24 protein-coding genes are annotated in these 15,982 nt (G+C 62.4%); 12 read left to right on the top strand and 12 right to left on the bottom strand.

What is annotated here, in order from left to right:
• Position 1: 1 nt before the first annotated feature.
• The 12 genes from RI444_RS15215 to RI444_RS15270 all read right to left on the bottom strand — a co-directional run bounded on the left by RI444_RS15215 (position 2) and on the right by RI444_RS15270 (position 9,086).
• A complete protein-coding gene (locus RI444_RS15215) occupies positions 2-532 on the bottom strand; it encodes a ferritin (RefSeq protein WP_031216600.1) in 531 nt (176 codons plus the stop codon).
• Between the two features lie 32 nt (positions 533-564).
• Positions 565-936: a fluoride efflux transporter CrcB gene (crcB, locus tag RI444_RS15220; RefSeq protein WP_021472505.1), complete on the bottom strand. Its 372-nt coding sequence runs from the start codon at positions 934-936 to the stop codon at positions 565-567.
• A complete protein-coding gene (locus RI444_RS15225; RefSeq protein ID WP_139126856.1) occupies positions 933-1,343 on the bottom strand; it encodes a fluoride efflux transporter FluC in 411 nt (136 codons plus the stop codon). Before RI444_RS15225 ends, crcB begins: the two co-directional genes overlap by 4 nt.
• A 38-nt stretch (positions 1,344-1,381) precedes the next feature.
• Positions 1,382-1,912 (bottom strand): universal stress protein, encoded by a 531-nt coding sequence (locus RI444_RS15230; protein WP_031216598.1) that lies wholly within the window; start codon positions 1,910-1,912, stop codon positions 1,382-1,384.
• Between the two features lie 34 nt (positions 1,913-1,946).
• The gene (locus RI444_RS15235) at positions 1,947-3,653 is read right to left on the bottom strand and encodes an ABC1 kinase family protein (RefSeq protein ID WP_062097409.1); all 1,707 of its coding nucleotides are present in this window, start codon (positions 3,651-3,653) and stop codon (positions 1,947-1,949) included.
• 4 nt (positions 3,654-3,657) lie between these two features.
• Complete coding sequence (locus RI444_RS15240; RefSeq protein ID WP_062097411.1) at positions 3,658-4,197, bottom strand: PadR family transcriptional regulator; 540 nt, start codon at positions 4,195-4,197, stop codon at positions 3,658-3,660.
• An 80-nt stretch (positions 4,198-4,277) separates the two neighbouring features.
• On the bottom strand, positions 4,278-4,724 hold the full coding sequence (locus tag RI444_RS15245) for a VOC family protein (protein WP_021472500.1): 447 nt from the start codon (positions 4,722-4,724) through the stop codon (positions 4,278-4,280).
• Between the two features lie 230 nt (positions 4,725-4,954).
• Complete coding sequence (locus RI444_RS15250) at positions 4,955-6,175, bottom strand: tyrosine-type recombinase/integrase (RefSeq protein WP_207605778.1); 1,221 nt, start codon at positions 6,173-6,175, stop codon at positions 4,955-4,957.
• A 64-nt stretch (positions 6,176-6,239) separates the two neighbouring features.
• Positions 6,240-6,659: an ImmA/IrrE family metallo-endopeptidase gene (locus tag RI444_RS15255; RefSeq protein ID WP_207605777.1), complete on the bottom strand. Its 420-nt coding sequence runs from the start codon at positions 6,657-6,659 to the stop codon at positions 6,240-6,242.
• An 85-nt stretch (positions 6,660-6,744) separates the two neighbouring features.
• Positions 6,745-7,626 carry a DUF3037 domain-containing protein gene (locus RI444_RS15260; RefSeq protein WP_242703250.1) on the bottom strand — a complete coding sequence of 294 codons (882 nt, stop codon included), beginning with the start codon at positions 7,624-7,626 and terminating at the stop codon, positions 6,745-6,747.
• Between the two features lie 7 nt (positions 7,627-7,633).
• Complete coding sequence (locus RI444_RS15265; RefSeq protein WP_207605775.1) at positions 7,634-8,476, bottom strand: HipA family kinase; 843 nt, start codon at positions 8,474-8,476, stop codon at positions 7,634-7,636.
• Positions 8,477-8,486: 10 nt separating this feature from the next.
• On the bottom strand, positions 8,487-9,086 hold the full coding sequence (locus RI444_RS15270; RefSeq protein ID WP_207605774.1) for a hypothetical protein: 600 nt from the start codon (positions 9,084-9,086) through the stop codon (positions 8,487-8,489).
• A 227-nt stretch (positions 9,087-9,313) separates the two neighbouring features.
• On the opposite strand from RI444_RS15270, the gene RI444_RS15275 reads away from it, so the two are divergent.
• The 12 genes from RI444_RS15275 to RI444_RS15330 all read left to right on the top strand — a co-directional run bounded on the left by RI444_RS15275 (position 9,314) and on the right by RI444_RS15330 (position 15,951).
• The gene (locus RI444_RS15275) at positions 9,314-9,622 is read left to right on the top strand and encodes a helix-turn-helix transcriptional regulator (RefSeq protein ID WP_207605773.1); all 309 of its coding nucleotides are present in this window, start codon (positions 9,314-9,316) and stop codon (positions 9,620-9,622) included.
• On the top strand, positions 9,619-9,930 hold the full coding sequence (locus tag RI444_RS15280) for a hypothetical protein (protein ID WP_207605772.1): 312 nt from the start codon (positions 9,619-9,621) through the stop codon (positions 9,928-9,930). The genes RI444_RS15275 and RI444_RS15280 overlap by 4 nt, the downstream gene beginning before the upstream one ends.
• Complete coding sequence (locus RI444_RS15285) at positions 9,927-10,637, top strand: hypothetical protein (protein WP_207605771.1); 711 nt, start codon at positions 9,927-9,929, stop codon at positions 10,635-10,637. Before RI444_RS15280 ends, RI444_RS15285 begins: the two co-directional genes overlap by 4 nt.
• A 4-nt stretch (positions 10,638-10,641) precedes the next feature.
• Positions 10,642-10,866, top strand: a complete 225-nt coding sequence (locus tag RI444_RS15290; protein WP_207605770.1) for a helix-turn-helix domain-containing protein — start codon at positions 10,642-10,644, stop codon at positions 10,864-10,866.
• Positions 10,867-11,116: 250 nt separating this feature from the next.
• The gene (locus RI444_RS15295) at positions 11,117-11,266 is read left to right on the top strand and encodes a hypothetical protein (protein WP_316963825.1); all 150 of its coding nucleotides are present in this window, start codon (positions 11,117-11,119) and stop codon (positions 11,264-11,266) included.
• A complete protein-coding gene (locus RI444_RS15300; protein ID WP_207605768.1) occupies positions 11,263-11,835 on the top strand; it encodes a hypothetical protein in 573 nt (190 codons plus the stop codon). Before RI444_RS15295 ends, RI444_RS15300 begins: the two co-directional genes overlap by 4 nt.
• Positions 11,832-12,104, top strand: coding sequence for a hypothetical protein (locus RI444_RS15305; RefSeq protein ID WP_207605767.1), 273 nt, complete (start codon positions 11,832-11,834; stop codon positions 12,102-12,104). Before RI444_RS15300 ends, RI444_RS15305 begins: the two co-directional genes overlap by 4 nt.
• 219 nt (positions 12,105-12,323) lie before the next feature.
• The gene (locus tag RI444_RS15310; protein WP_207605766.1) at positions 12,324-12,644 is read left to right on the top strand and encodes a hypothetical protein; all 321 of its coding nucleotides are present in this window, start codon (positions 12,324-12,326) and stop codon (positions 12,642-12,644) included.
• On the top strand, positions 12,641-14,026 hold the full coding sequence (locus tag RI444_RS15315) for a ParB/RepB/Spo0J family partition protein (protein WP_207605765.1): 1,386 nt from the start codon (positions 12,641-12,643) through the stop codon (positions 14,024-14,026). The genes RI444_RS15310 and RI444_RS15315 overlap by 4 nt, the downstream gene beginning before the upstream one ends.
• Positions 14,013-14,399, top strand: coding sequence for a hypothetical protein (locus RI444_RS15320; RefSeq protein ID WP_207605764.1), 387 nt, complete (start codon positions 14,013-14,015; stop codon positions 14,397-14,399). The genes RI444_RS15315 and RI444_RS15320 overlap by 14 nt, the downstream gene beginning before the upstream one ends.
• A complete protein-coding gene (locus RI444_RS15325; RefSeq protein ID WP_207605763.1) occupies positions 14,399-14,695 on the top strand; it encodes a hypothetical protein in 297 nt (98 codons plus the stop codon). Before RI444_RS15320 ends, RI444_RS15325 begins: the two co-directional genes overlap by 1 nt.
• Positions 14,692-15,951, top strand: a complete 1,260-nt coding sequence (locus RI444_RS15330; protein WP_207605762.1) for a DNA polymerase III subunit beta — start codon at positions 14,692-14,694, stop codon at positions 15,949-15,951. Before RI444_RS15325 ends, RI444_RS15330 begins: the two co-directional genes overlap by 4 nt.
• Positions 15,952-15,982 lie beyond the last annotated feature (31 nt).

Here is a 15,982-nt window from a genome sequence, read left to right on the forward strand (position 1 = left end):
GCTAGAGGGCACCGCCTGCCGCTGATGGCGCTCCGGAGTCGTGCCCGCCGTCGCCCACGGCCTCGCGAGCCACGTAGTTCTCAATGTCGAACAGGTTCTCGGCACGCTCGGTGATGTTCAGCAGCGTCGTCATCGATGCCACTTCTTCGACCTGCTCTTTCAGGAACCACAGCATGAACTGCTCACCGAGGGCGTCACCCTCTGCACGGGCCGCCCGGAACATTTCCTCGATGTTCCGGGTCACTTCCTTTTCTTGCTGCAGGGCCAACTCGATCGGTTCCCTAGCATTGGCGAAATTGTTGCGCACCGGTGCTACGCCCGGGATCTCCACGCGCAGGTTCCTGTCCAGCATGTACTGGACCATCATCATGGCGTGATTGCGTTCTTCCAAAGCCTGGCGGTAGAAATGGCGCGCCAATTGCGGCAGGTCCTCTCCATCGAAGTACACGGCCACGGCGATGTACTGCTGCGAGGCCGCGAACTCATTGGCGACCTGGGCGGACAACAACTCAGTGAATCTATTCTTAGCCATGGCCTGATCCTACAACCGCGTCGCCACAGTTTTCAGGGCAAGGCGAACGCAATCCATAAGCCCACAGCGGCCGCCCCGACACTCGCCACCAAAGATCCCACGGCATTGGTCAAGGCCAACCCCGTGCGCCCGCTCTGCACCAGCCTGATCGTCTCAACGCTGGCCGTGCTGAACGTGGTGTAACCACCCAGGAAACCGGTACCAAGAACCAGCTGCAGCGAATCCGGAGCGTGGCCGCGCACCACCAGCCCGCCCAGGAACCCCAGGACCAAGGACCCGGAAACGTTGATCAGGATGGTGGCCCACGGCAGCGCCGTGCGCAGCCTGCTCCGGATCAGGCCGTCCACAATGAACCTCACCGCCGCGCCCACGCCGCCGGCGAGCGCAAGGAAAACCACCGTCATGGCTCCACCGTGCCATCCCCTGGGCGTCCACGGGCCAGGGACCTGCGATGCTGCCTGGCGGCGAACCAGATGCCCGCGATAGTCGCCGCGGCGCCGCCAACAACGGTGGCCCCCGCGTACCACACAGCTCCGGCCAGGTCAGCGGAGGTCATCAGATGCACTGTATCCAGCGCCAAGGTGCTGTACGTGGTGTAAGCACCAAGGAAACCCGTGCCCAAGGCGAGGCGCAGGACACGGCGACGACCGGCGTCGGGCCCTCTCCTGGACAGTCCCTCCAACAGGGCGCCCAGTGCCAAAGCCCCCGTAATGTTGATGATCAGCGTAGGCAGCGGCCACCTGTCGGGTGAGGGGATGACCAGCCCCAGCCCGTAACGGCTCAGGGCTCCCAGCACTCCTCCGGCAGCCACGAGACCCACAAACCTCCAATTGAGGTGGACCGGCCGGGTCACTCCCCCGGTCCCGTCAGTCGGTCCATGTTGTCCGGGGGCACGGGCACCACCACGACCGGCCGATCCTGCAGGTGCACCAGGTGCCGCGCGACGGACCCACCTGCGAACTCCTTGATGGCCGAACCTGGTTTCCGCTCCCTCGCGCCGACGACGATCAGGGAGGCACCGATCGCCTTGGCGTGTTGTGCCAGCGCGTGGGCCGGTTCGCCGGACAACCATTCCATGGACCACGTGACACCCTTGCCCCTGAGCACAGCAGCAAGAATCTTCTCCAAGGACTCCGGCAGCAGGCCTGCGGTGTCATCAACGCCGTCGGGGTCTATGGGAGCCAGCCGCCGCCCCGCCGGACCGTCCACGCGGTAGGCCGTGACATCGACAAAAACGCAACTTAGGTCAAGGCCCGCCGCGGCAGCAAGGTCCGCGGCGGCATCGAGAACCTGCGCGCTCTGCCCGGGAACGACGCCCACCACAACCGGGCCTGACATCCCAAGCCTTGGCTCGTTACGCGCTGCAGGGGTCTCGGTCACAGGGAAAGTCTACGGCGCTTTGCAGGACCCGCTGTCAGGGACGCGGCGGCTTCAGGACGAAGAGCAAAGGCAGGACAGAAAGGATCATCAGGACGTTGCCAAGCCCGCTGTCCGCTGCCCGCACCAGGGCTCCGGCGAGCAGCAGGGCACTGAAAACCAGAGCAGCAACACCGCGTTGGCCAAGACGGACAAGCCTCGCCAACTGCCGCTCCACCCGCGGATCGGCCACCTCCACGGCACCTTCATTCAGACGGGTGAGGACGGCATCCAGACGCTTGGGGAGGCCAACGGCCACCGTTGCGATCTCAAGCGCCTGCGAGGCCGCGTCCCGGGCGAAGTTGCCGCGCTCCTCACGCAGCAAGCCGGCGGCGTAGGGTTCCACGGAATCCCAGAGGTTGAACCTCGGATCAAGGGAGCTGCAAACCCCGGAGGTCAGGGACATGGCGCGGATGACAAGGAGGAAATTCTCCGGCAGCTGGAAGGGCAAGGAACGAACAACGTCTCCAAACTCCATGGCAAACTCGCGGAATTCCCGTGGATCCACCTCACGCAGCTCGGCAAACCCCATACCGCCAAAGCGTGCGAACAGCTGCGTCATGGCCCGTTCCAGAGTACGGGTATCTGCGGATGGAACCAGTACACCAATATCGCTAATGGCGGCCACCAGTCCTTTCCCGTCCCTCGCGGCCGCCGCAATCAGCAGCTTCCGCAGGCCGCCGCGTGTCTTCGGAGGCACCTGCCCCATCATTCCGAAGTCGATGAAGGTCAGTTTCCAAGGGTGTTCTGCCGCCGTATCGCCGGCAGGGGTAACGAAGATGTTGCCCGGATGCGGATCTGCGTGGAAGAAGCCGTTGGTGAACAGCTGGTCGAACATGACCGATGCAAAGACGGGTGCGACTTCCGCAGGGTCGATTCCGGCGGAACGGAGCCCGTTCGCGTCGGTGATCTTGATGGCTGTGACATCCTCCAGCGTGAGTACCCGGCGCGACGTCCGCTCCCACACCACGCCCGGGACAGCCACCCGGCCATCGCCTGCGAAATCCGCGGCAAAATGCTCGAGGTTGGCTGCCTCATTCAGGTAGTCGATTTCCTCAAGGCTGGTTTGGGCGAATTCCTTGATGATCGCGGGAACGTCGGCACGGCTGGCTACCAGGCGGATCCGGCTTAGCCAGCCACCCACCTTCCGCAATGCGGCGAGGTCCACGTCCACGATCTTGTCGATACCGGGCCGCTGGACCTTGAAGACGACGCTGCCCAGCCCGGTGTCCTCCCGATCGGCGGCACGAAGTTCAGCACGGTGGGCCTGCCCCAGCGAAGCCGCAGCAAGGGGGACCTCGTCAATGGAGGCAAAGACCGCCTCCAGTGGCGTCCCCAGCTCGGCCTCCGCCAGTGCCCTGATCTCATCGAAAGGAACAGCCGGCACCTCGTCCTGCAGCCCTTCGAGTTCCTTTGTGATCTCGGGCGGAAGGACATCCAGCCTGGAGGACATAAACTGCCCCACCTTGATCATCAGGCCACCAAGTTCCACAGCCAGCACATGGAACCGCCGGGCGAACTGCTGCATTCTCCTCGCCCGGTTGCGTTCCGGAATCCTCCGCAAGCCAAGCCGGGGCAACGCAAGCTCGAACCACCACGTAACAGCGAGGTGCCACGCCGCGAAACGCAGGATACGGCGATACCGGGCACGCGTGTTCCCGAAACCGGGCGACTGGACAGACCGGCTTCCCCTAACCGATGCCACCCCCTCAGTCCCGGGCGAGGATGGTGTAGATCCGGCGTCTGGCGTCCTCCAGGACGGCAATAGCTTCCTGAACCTGCTTGGGAGTGCCGGAACGACCAACCTGGGCCGCTGCCTGGGCCAATTCCATGCCGGCCTTGGGCAACGCCCCGAACCCGGGCCCGGCCTCCGCCCCGCTGCCCCACAGCGACGACGTTTCGGTGCTGTCGACGTCCTCCCGGCCAGCCTCGGTCAGTGAATAAATCTTGCGGCCGTTGGATTCCTCGGCACTGACGAAACCCTCATCAGCCAGCAACTGCAGTGTCGGATACACGGAGCCCGCGCTGGGCTTCCAGTTACCGCCGCTGCGCTCCTCGATTTCCCGGATGATTTGATAGCCATGCATGGGCCGCTCGGCCAGAAGCGCGAGGATGGCCGTCCGCAGTTCGCCGCGGCCCGCCCGGCTTCCTGCCCGCTTTTCAAAGCGGGACTTGAAGTCCTCCACCGCTTGCCATACGCCGTCGAAATTGTTTCCCATGAACCCGCTTGCGGGGAATGAATCACGCATGATGCCCACCTCGGAAGATCGCGAACGATACTGAACGATAGCTAACGCTATACCCGGGGCATTAGAGGGACAATGGCTCATCAGCCCTGATCGATTCTTTCCGCCAGCGCCACGATGACTCCTTCAGGACCCCGTATGTAGGCCATGCGCCACATGTCCTCATACCGGCCAACGCCGCCGATGAGTCCATAGCCAGCCGAACCCACGCGTTCAATGGCGGCATCAAGGTGGTTCACCTCGAATGCGACGTTTCGCAACCCCAGATGGTTGGACATGGCCGCGGGCGAACCGGGTTCGTGCCCGGGGTGCGTAAACGAGGACAGTTCCACACCCGTTCCGCCGTCAGGAGCCCGCAGAGTGGCAATCTCGCTGCGGGATCCGGGGATGCCGATCACGGTGTCAACGAATTCACCCTCCATGTGCATGCGGCCCTCAAGTCCAAGGCCCAGGCTTTCAAAGAAGGCTATGGCTCCATCGAGGTCAGCAACGGTGATGCCGACGTGGTCGAAGTGTTTTACGAAGGACATGCGGCCAAGGCTAGCCCAGGCCGGGAGCGTTCGTTAAGGCAGCCTGAGAACCGCTGGAGCCATAAGACGAAGAATCCGGGCTTGATCGCCACGGGATGGAGAAAACGTGTGGAGCTAAGGAGATTCGAACTCCTGACCTCTTCGATGCGAAAGAGCCTCTAGCGGAAAAGTCACGTGAAACGCGGTATAGCGTCAACTGACAGAATCCGCGCCAGCATTGGGAAGCAGGCCTATTGGGGTGGTACTACGCGAAGTGCCGTGTAGCCCGATAGAGCAGCGCTTTGCGGTACGTTTGCGGTACGTACGCCAAGGTCCAGCGCGTCGGTGACCTGCTCGGCGGGGATCTCCGCCAGGTGCGCGTAACGCTCGGTCGTTACCGGCGATGCGTGCCCCAAGAGCCGCCCGACTTCCTTGATCGAGACCCCGCTTTGAATCAACCAGGATGCGTAGGTGTGCCTCATGTCGTGTGGGCGGGCGTGGTCGATCTCGGCAGCCTCAAGCGCCGGCGCCCAGACGCGCTTGCGCCAGTTGTCCGCGTCGATCATCGCACCTTTCGCATTCAACACAAGCCCCGAGCGGCACCGGCCAACGCGGTGGTCATGCCCGCAGCTGGTCGCCGCGGGTATGTCCAGCTCGTCAAGGAGCTGCGCAACCCAGTCCGGCAGGGGAACGCTCCTGGCACGTTTGCCCTTCGGGTAAGGCTTGATCATCGCCGCCTCATAGTCGTAGGTCTCCACAACATGAATCATGCGGCGCTCGCGGTCCACGCGATGGGCGTGGAGCCCCATGGCTTCACCCCAGCGCAAACCGGTTCCGACCAGGAGCCCAACAATGGCGGCATCGACCTTAGTTTCCAGGACGGCATCGAGCGCCCGGTACTCGTCCTTAGTGAGGTAGCGCTCCTGAGCCGGTGGCCGCTGCGGGAGCTTCAGCCGGTAGACCGGATTGGCCGGCAGGACCTCCGCATCGACGGCCGCCATCAAGGAGGCTGAGAACAGCCCAAAGACCCGCTGCACACTGGACGCGGCCAAGGTCCTGACGACTGGCTTGTAGTCGCTGTTCTCTCGGCGCTTCAGCTCGGCCTTGCTGGGCTTGATCTCCACCTTGGACAGCTCGGCAATCCACTTCCGGCCGTCCTGCCGGGTGATGTCGCAGAGCGGCACATCAGCCCATTTCGGGACCAGGTGCGCGTCTCGCATACTCAGCTCGTTCGCAGCAGTGGACGCCTCGATCTTCCGCGTGGGCCACCACTCCTCGCACCACTCACCCCAGGTCCGGCGCGCAGCATCCGGATCCCGCCACCCAGCAGAACGCGACGACTCTTCCTTGGCGCTCGCCGCATTCTGAGCTGCTCGTTTGTGCGGAAAGGTGCCAGCCGACCGTTCCTTGCCAGCCCCATCACGATAGAGGCCCTGGTACTTTCCGGAGGGGAGTTTCTTTGTCCAGGCCATGAGTGCCCTTTCGGCCGAAGAAACGCTCGGAGCGTTTCCGTATTGGATCGAGTTTGATGGCTGGCTACAGCGGCTGTAGCTCAAGTGTGAGGAGCGTTTCCCATTCGGCGTCCGCGAGGCCCGTCAAGCGGTCCCGCAGAACGTCGGGAGTGACCCAGAGTTCATCAGCCAGTTCGTCGAAGGAACGAGCCCAGCGGAGGCCTTTGCTGAGAAGATCCATGGGGATAAGCCGCCTGGCCGTCTCTTCGCAGACGTCGGCCTCGATGCTGAGCGGCTGGCAGCCCCGGTGCTCACGTTCAAGGTGCACGAGTTCGTGAGCAAGGGCGCAGCGCCGCTCTACTTGCTGTTGACCCTTGTTGAGCCAAATGACGTCAACGCCGTTTGTCCTGCCCCGAGCGCCGTCAGGCATGTCCACCCAGGACAGGCGGACATGCTTTAGGCCACGAAGGTGCAGCCATGGATCAATCCCCCAGTTCGAACACATATTCGAAATAGTAGAGGTTTGAGCAAGAGCCTAAGAACTTGAAGTAACAACGTGACGGGTGCGGTTCATTACTCCACGGGCTGAATCAGGCCACGGCAGCGAGAGCGTCATCGACCAGCCGAGATCGCTGACTCTCTGGGTATGCGACCAGCCCAGGCACTTCGCCCCAGACTTCTCTGGCGATATCCAGGGCAGGCTTTGCTGCGTCGGTTCTCGGCTCTTCATAGACGACTCGAAGCTGGACGTCTTCAGGGATGATCAGGGGCGGCCGGCCCTTCGATTCGAGGAGCCCACCTTTCATCCTTAGACGGCTCATATGGGCCGCCCATGCCTGAATTTCCGTTGAAACCTTCTCGACGTCCGCGAGGTTGAATGACCACGTGTTGGTAATTTGCTCAACCCGAGAGTCAGTTACGGCGAAGTTGGCTGTTCGAGGAACAGCCCCCACCCGCACGTGAGGGCGGTTTCGGATAACAGCTTGGCTATCCCTTGGCAGAGCGTGCTGGAACTGCTGTGACACATAGTTTGTTACGCGGGCGCCAAAGAGTTCGCGAGTCTTGACCTGAGGGTCTGCCACGAGGTGATCAAACAGCATGTCAACGCCAGCCTGCGCCGAATCGGCAACGATCGGGTACGGCGCTGATACTTGCACTGCGTTGTTCAGGCGGGCCGCTAACCGGGCGACAGTGGCAGCGCTGATGTTTTCGCCAGAGTCGGCGATCGCAGTCAGCAAGGCGTCCGGACCCGATGGGCGGCCACGATCAAGATTGATTACCATGCGCTGCAGTTCTCGCAGCCAATAATTGGCGATCATTGGGTCACCACCGAGGCGCGTGGCTCGGTTGAGGTGCCTGACCTGACGAAATGCCCAGTCATGACCGTCCGCCCCAACGAGCAGGGCGATGTTGACGAATTCTCCACGGATTGGGTCCGGCACGTAGCGGACTATCCAGTATTGGTAGAACATCTTCACCTCACTTCGTCTTGGGTTTCGGGTTGGCCAGGGAGGTCTCCTTGGCCAGCTGGCGCATTCTTGCCATTGCGTGAGTTCTTCTCATATAGAACCACCATGCGAGCGATTCCAAGAGTTCATCCGGGACACCCCATGCTAGAGGCACACTCGCAACCACGTCTATAAGGTCCGTCACGGTTAGCGCCTCAATGCGTTCAAGCATGTCGACGAACGCCGCGGGGTCCATACCCTTCAGCGGGCCTTTCCACGGCTCCCAGGATTTGACCGTCACCTCAAGGTCTTTCACGGTCAGCGGCTCGGGCTCGCCGCCGGTAATCCAGTACCCGTGGTCGTAAGACCAGACCTGCTCGTCGCTCTGGCGGTCATACAACCATTGCTCATCCTCGCCGTAACAAAGCTCCCAAAGTGCGATGAATCGCGGCTGCCGGGTCTTGTTTCCGTCCCGCGTCACGGAGTCGAGGACGTTCTTCTCCAAGCAGTTGTCCAGAAACAGGGAACCATGCGCGACGCCGGCCTGAATGCCGCTGCCCACCATGCGGGGGTCATGAGTCAGGATTTCAGGAACATCAACCAAAACGGATGGACGCATCGGGGCATCCAACTTGCGAGCCAGCGCCTCAACCACACGCTCGGCAATCAGCGAGTCTGTGCCATGGGCATTCCCCATGTACTTCACCCAGTAACGTCCGCCATCAGTGGCAATACCCAGAAACGGGACCGATCCCGTGTTGGCCACATCCGCGATGGCAAAGATCGTAGTCTCAGCCTCTGGACGCGGACGCCCCGCAAGAAGCCCAAGCCAATTCAGCCGGATCGAGTGATCGACCGGTTCCCCCATACTCATTTGCAGCTACCTATTCCCCTTGGTCCTGCGACTCTTCGCCACGCTCAGCCCACTCACGATCTCGCTTGATCTGAGACTCGTGCGGGGCACCAGCGGCCAAGTCCTGCCAGTTGTCCGGCAAAGGAATGTTGCCATCACCCTGCTCTTCGGCTGCCGTCAGCCGGCGCTTGGTCTTCTGTCCAGGGCGAGCGTCACGGCGCTCGCGGGCGCTGCTGATGTCAGTGGGCCGTTCCTGGTCTTCGTCGTTGCTTGCATCAGCGTTCTTCTCCAAGTCCACGAGGACCCGAGCCAGATCGATCATGATCTTCCGCGACTTCGGCGAAAGGTTGTCGACTCCTGGCGGGAGTTCCTCGGCAAACGGTGGACCGGGGACGGGCTGCCCCGCGGCCATGAACGCAACCGAAGCGTCAACGCCGGCCAGCCATGCAAGCGCTCGAAGAGTGCCCTCGCGGGGAACATATTTGTAGGTTCCTTGGCGGATGGCGTTGATCGTTGTCGTAGTTATCTGCTGACCATTCTTGGCTGCCAGCTGTGACAAGCCCAGGCCCGAGGCGCCGCGGTACTCGACCGCTAGCTCCACTAGTTCCTTTAGACTCTTTGGTTCGTTCACGACGCCGACTCTTCCGTTAGGCCCGCTTCTTGTGAAAGCGCGGGTCAGAAAACTGACTACAAGTAACTGGCACCACTTTACAGACGCGGCAAGGGCAATTCCGCTTGTAGGATTGACAACCTATTACCGAGTAACTAGAGTCAACTTGTAATCACCACAACGGAGGAGTAGAAATGTCGGTATCAACATTCAGGCGCCGCAGGGCGCAGGCACGGAAGGATACGTGGATGAGGGTCAAGAACCCTGACAGCCTTCGCCGCTGGCGCAAGCAGCGAAGGTTTTCCCAGGAGCAGCTGGCGAGTCTCGCGCGCTGCTCCCAGAACACGATCAGCCTGCTGGAGTTGGGCCGCATGAAAACTTGCACCGCTTCACTTGCCGTGGACATCGCGACCTGGCTCGAAGTTCCCTGGGCGGAACTCTTCGAGGCTGAAGAGTTTGAAGTCGTGCCTGGAGTTGCCAGTTCACTCGATACACTTGGCAGCCATCCCATTCGACGCGGCGGCTCAGGCTTCCACCACCGCAGGATGTCGGCATGAGCGGGTACCGCACTGTCCACCGCGTCGAAGCTGTGTCTGAGCATCCGACGGATCTTTTCCCCAGCGGCCTTTCTGTTCAGCAGCACAGGGTCGAGGTCATCGCTTGGAACGCAGAGGCCCCGTCGCTGGTGTCGCTCAGCTCTGGCTACGACAAAGAAATCACGATGTTCCAGGTCGAAGACTTGGTCCTGTTCATCGCGCTCCTGCAGCAGACGAAGGCGCTTCTTGAAGCGGCCCCCAAAGATTCCGGCGCGGCGGACTCCCCCATTTCCGCCGCGCCGGTCACGACCACAAAGGAGACAGCATGAGCCCGTGGACCCCGGCAAGCGACCACTCCGATGAATTGAGCGGCCCCGCTTCGGGACGGTCTTACTGGGTCCGCGTGCCCGGTCATGCTGCGCAGGTCTTGGACGCGCATGGGTGGATTATCGAAAGCCTTGGCGCGAACGGCCAAGTTCGGCCATGTTCGAACTTCGATCAGCAGCCGGTAAAGCAGTTCATGGCGCTCAAGGATCTGTCGGAGCTGCTACCACGTCTGACTAGCTCCGAAGCGCTCGAACGTATCGCTCGCGAGATCGTAAGTGATGTGTGGGGACCGGGTTTCGCCGTCGCTGGTCAGGAGGTCCAAGACGCCCTGGTCAAGCTTGCTCCCGGACACCTCGACGCTGAGTTGGGTGCCAGGGAGAATCACGAATTCAGGCAGACGGCCGGCCCATGCGGGCACGCCGCGACCACGAGCGACGAGCTGGAAGAACACGCCGTCTCGCTCGGCGTGGATGGCAAGCCGACTTTGGATCGCTTTGAGAGTCGAGTTGATAACGGCGTCGTCGGCGACCAAGGCGCAGTGCCCGTCGATCCGCAGAAGTCCCATAAATCTTCCCCATCTGTAGGTGCACCGAATGGTGCGGGTGTTGGAGCCTCTCAGCCTACAGACGGGGAGCCCCTACCCGGTGCAGCGGCATCTTCCCCCACTGCCGCTGCACCGGTTCCCAATCCTTCACTCGAACAGGAGTAGCCGAATGGCCCCCGCAGTAGCACAGCGTTTGACGGTTGCCGAGGCAGCCGAGGCGGCTCACCGCCACCCGGTAACCGTCCGCCGCGCCCTCGAAGGCGGGGAGCTTCACGGCACACAACGCACTTTCCGTGGCCGCTGGCTAATCCGGGCAGAATGCCTCGACGCGTGGCTGGACGGAAACGATTGCGTCCACCGCAGCAACGTAGTTTCGCTGCGCAAAACCGGCTAGAGCCGACACATGTTTCCCTGCGTAACCCGCAGGGCAGTAAGAAGGCGGCCCAGTGCCATTCCGCCAAGAACTCACTGGACCGCCATACGAAACAAGAGCCAGGCACCTGATCTGAACAAGGCCTGACTCCCGAACGAAACGAGTCTAACAAATGTCCCTCAGAAGACTCCGGAATCTACCGCCGGAAGCCATCCCCCACATCGCAGCCGCTGGTCGGGTCTTGGCCCGGGCCACCGCCCGAATGAACCAGATGAGCCCCCGAGAGATCGCCCTGGCTGCTTACACGCCTGGCGGACCATCCCTTGAGCAACTTGAAAAGCTTGCCGAGGCACGACTCCTGGGCCAATCCGTGCGCGGCATCATCACACCGCCGAAAGTCGCGCGCGAGGCGGCCAAATGACGGCCCGCGCCCAAGCAGCGGACCTCCCCCGCCACTCGTACTTCCACGCCGTCGACCGGCAAGGGGAAACAGAGGCGTTCGTGGAGAAGATGATCCCGCACGAGCAGGGACGCCGGCAGAAACTCCTGATGTCTGCCATCCAGGACGCCGAGAACCTGATCAGCGCGTTGAAGACGACGCGGCAATTCGACCGCCACGGCAACATCGAACTAGTTCTCCCCCAGATCGCCGATGCGCTCGCCGACGTGGTGACGAAGACTCGGAACTTCATCGCTGATGTTAAGACCTGCACTGACCGGTATCGCAAGACCACTGCCGATTCTTCTGAGGCTGCCGGGTGGCAGCCCGTTGAACCGGCACCTGCCTCAATCCCGACGAAGGTTCACGTGGTGCTCGATCCTCGCGCCGTGGAAAACCTGAAGGACTTGGCCGAGCGCAGCCCGAAGCCGGGGCCGCATCTGGCGTCGGTCACGGTCTTTGATCCGAACCGTTCCCAGTCGGAGCAGCTCGCCGCCCTTGATCGTGCTGCTACCCGTCGGGCGGAGCAGTTGAGGGGCGGCAGAAGATGAAGACCAGAAAGAAGCTCTTCGCCGTTGTGCAGCCGATAGGGCATCGCCCGTACCGGGAGCACGCGGATCTTCACTTCCGTGACAACACGGAGCTGGCGGCCCAGTTGACGACGTATGCGCGTTCGAAGTGGCCGTCTCCGCAGAAGGTCGCCGTCGATATTCACGCGAAGCAGATCATCGTGGACGGGACTCCCCGCGCGAACTTCTCTCTGCATGAGTATCGCGAAAACGGCGGTCAGGCTGTGGCGTTGCCGGGGGTGGGCCAGTGATGCGCCCGTCGGCGCGGGTCGGCCTGCATCGCCGCCGCGCATTCCTGTACGGGCCTCTGGTCATCCTCGGCGCTGCCTTGGTCTTGATGACCACGGGCACCGCGAACGGCGCTTACCTCGCTGGCCTGCTGATTCTTTTGGCAGGGGCCGGCGGATTCGTTCTAGAGTCGGGGCCGCAGCCCAGGCGCAGAAGATGACTGCCGGCGATTGGGGGCGCCGATGACAGATAGACCACCCGGCGCCCGCCCCGGCGCCGGCCTTTTTCCCCAGACAGCGGACGCTGTCCCGGTCCTTGCTCAGAAGGACCAGGAGAACGTCCACCGCCAGCGGCAAGCAGCCACCGAACAGGAGTGGCTGGGCAACCCAGTAGTCCGTGATGACGCTGCGTTGCGCCTTCTCCGCATCGAACGAACCACCACCCGCGCCCTTTCTGCGCTGCAGGACGGCGAACTCGATGCTGCCATCAGCCACCTTCGGGCCGCGCTGACCCTTGCCCTGGCGGAGCAAGCATTCACCCACACTTGCGAAGGACAGTCATGACACCCGAATTCAGAATGATCCCGGTCGCGGATCTTCTCGACCATCCACAGAACCCAAGGGACGATCTTGGGGATCCGCAGAAGCTGGCCGAGCTGGCGAACGACATCGCGGAGAACGGCAACACCGAGGCCTTGCACGTCTACCCCATCACCGACGGCGACGACGCCGGCAAGTTCCTGCTGGTCGCCGGTCACAGAAGAACGGCCGCCGCCCGGCTCGGGAACGTGGACGAGCTGTATGCCCGCCTGCGCCCGGATCTGAACACGTTGGATAAGCAGCTCGAAACGATGCTGCGGGAGAACACCCACCGCGAGGGCATCACCCCGATCAATGAAGCGAAGGCCATTCAGGCGATGCTCGATTGCGAAGGCATGTCGGTCAAGAAGGTCGCCAAGCGCATCCACCGTTCCGAGACGTTCATCCGTTCCCGCTCTGCCCTGGTCAAACTCCCCGACACCGCGAAGGCAGCCATCGACGCGGGCCGAATGACATTGGAACAGTCCCTGATCTTTGACGAGTTCGCCGACAACCCGGAGGCCACGGCAGAGCTGACGGAGAACGCCGGCACTCCTGACTGGACATACACGGTCAACCGCCTCCGGCGCGAAAAGGAAGTCGCTTTCAAAACGGCAGCCTCGAATCAGCTGATCGGCGATCTCGGCATCAAGACGATCAAGCAGAGCGATACGTACACCTCGAACAAGTACAACCGGGACTACGACCGGGAGAAGACCCCGGCCCAGCGCGTCGCCGAGGGGCAGGTAGCCGTCATCGGCTACAGCGGCGATCTGGAGTGGTACCAGGTCAAGAAGTCCACGAAAGCAAAGCTGTCCGAGGAAGAGATCGCGGACAAGAAGCGACTCAAGGACATCGCAGCTGGCTTGGAGCAGGCCGATGCTTTGTGGCTGGAACACGTCGAGCGGAAGATTAGCGCCGCTGCCGGCCACTTCGACCGGCCAGAGGATGCACCAGCCGTCATCGCGCTCCGGAAGTCGATGTTCTCTGGCTACAACGCCTCCCATGTCCGGGCCGCCCGGGTGCTGGGCATCGGCATCATGGCCGACAGCGGAGTAACAGCTGACGTGCAGGAGGCTGTCGCGGCCAGGATCGACAAGCTCAAGCTGCTGCAGCTGGCATACCTCCACGCCCACCTGCACCTGATGAAGGACGACCTCCACAGGCCAACAACGTGGCAGTGCCGTTACGCGTGGGACCGGACTTCGCTGCAGTACTTCCTTGACCTCCGCAAGGAGATCTTCGACTACGAGGTCACGGCTTACGAGCAGGAAGCCATCGACTACTGGGACGACAAGGAAAAGGAAACCACGGCCACGGCCGCTGAGAACGACGAAGGATGGGAGCTTGACGATGAAGGAGCTTAGGCACTTCCTCAAACGCAACCCGGACAACGAAGCCGTCTGCGCCTGCGGTTTCCGGCCAGACATCCTTGATGACCCTGCACCCGTCGGCGTCCGCTGGAAAGCCAAGCGCGACGTCCTCGATCACGTGGAGAAAGTCCTTGGACTCCGGCCCGCGGCCCCGTTCGAATCGAACCAGGAGCAACGCTTCCCTCGCGCCGGTGTTCGTCCCGGCGCTAACGGCCGATGGCGGCTCACCCTGTGGGACGAGGAAGGCGTCATGCACCCGCAACCCGATCCATGGTTCGACACAGCTCAGGAAGCCTTCGACCAGGGCCACCTGATCATCGGCACCCACTGGAAAGCCGGAAGCCGCCTGAACGGGATGGCCCGCTGATGGTCTGGGTATCCCACGACCAGCGCTGGCAAGACCAGAAGATCCGCGTCTACCGAAGCCGCCACGACGAAGCCACCAGGATCACCGCGGCACTCAACGTCCGCCGGCAGAACCTCCTCACAGAGATCCTCGCCGACGACCTTGACGGCCTCGACACCACCACCAAATCCCGCCGCCTCCAGCAAACCGACGACGAGCTGGACCGCGCACGAATCGACCTCATATCCGCCAGGGCAGCCCTCCACGCCGAGGAAGCCCAGCACTACACCCACGAACCACGAGAGGCCAGAAGATGACCACCACCATCACCGAACCAACCACAACGACACAACCGGCGCTCGCCGATCTGAAAGTCACGGCCACCGGCACGGAATGGCTGCGGAAACTCGCCGCCGTCGGTGTTGCCATCTCGTCGCGGCCCGCGGTCCCGATCCTGAGCTTCATGGTGGTGGAGTGCAACCGTGGGAAAGCGACGTTGACTGGCTATGACTACTCCACGACGGCGGTAGCCAGGCTGAACCATGAACCGGTCGACGCCCTGCGCAACACCAAGGCTCTGGTCCCGTTTCACTGGCTTGTGAGAACGATCCGCGTTCTGACAACCCGCAAGCGGGACGTTCCCGTGACCGTGGAATCGAAAGAGCTGATGGGGCAGCGGCTGACCACAGTCACAGCCGCGGGCTACACCATTCCTTTCCTGCACTCGATCAGGCTGTCGGAGTACCCGGCGATCCCTTCGCATGGCGTCCTGGATGTCTTCACCCTTGACAGGGCTGATCTGACCGGCGCCTTGGACCGGGCAACCGTGGCTGCGAGCCCGGATGACACCCTGCCGATCCTGACCTCGATCAGGCTCGCCTGCAATGGCAAGAAACTCTCCATATGGGCAACTGACCGCTACCGCCTCTCAGCCGAGACACTGCAGCTGCCCCGCACAATCCAGGAGTTCACGTTTCTGCTGCAAGCGGCATCGTGGAGGGCCATGGCGAAGCACCTGGTCGGCGAGAAGATCACCGTGGGCGTTCTGGCCGCCGCCGACATCGCCGACCGCCGGGGCGGTTGCGAGACCCTGAACATCGGTTCCGGCGACGTCGCTTTCACTCTCTCGCCCATCGGCGGCGACTACCCCAAGATCGAGACACTTTTCGAACAGGTCTACAGCCAGTCGGTGAAGGTGAACCGCCGTGATCTGCTCGACCAGGTCATGGTTGCCCGGGAGCTGAACGAACCGAACGTCCCGGCACTCGTGAAGATCGGTCCTGGCTCCGTCTCCGTGTCTCCCAGCTTCCACGAAGGAGCCGATCAGGCAGCGACTCCGGTCCTGCTGGCGGAAATGGTCAACATCGACGCTCCCGCCACGGTGGCTTACAACCCGCACTACCTTCTGGACGCGATCAAGGCAGTCAAGGCCGACGTCGTGAGGCTGGCCTTCTTCAACCTGGCTAAGCCCGTCTGCATTTCGCCCGCCGCGGAGAAGGGAAAGAAGACGAGCACCTATCGGCACCTGCTCATGCCGGTCCGCCTCCCCAACGACATCCTGGACGGCGAGTAGACATGACCGAGACTGACGAAGACGCCATGAT

It is taken from the genome of Paenarthrobacter sp. AT5 (assembly GCF_032764245.1).
GTDB lineage: Bacteria > Actinomycetota > Actinomycetes > Actinomycetales > Micrococcaceae > Arthrobacter > Arthrobacter ureafaciens.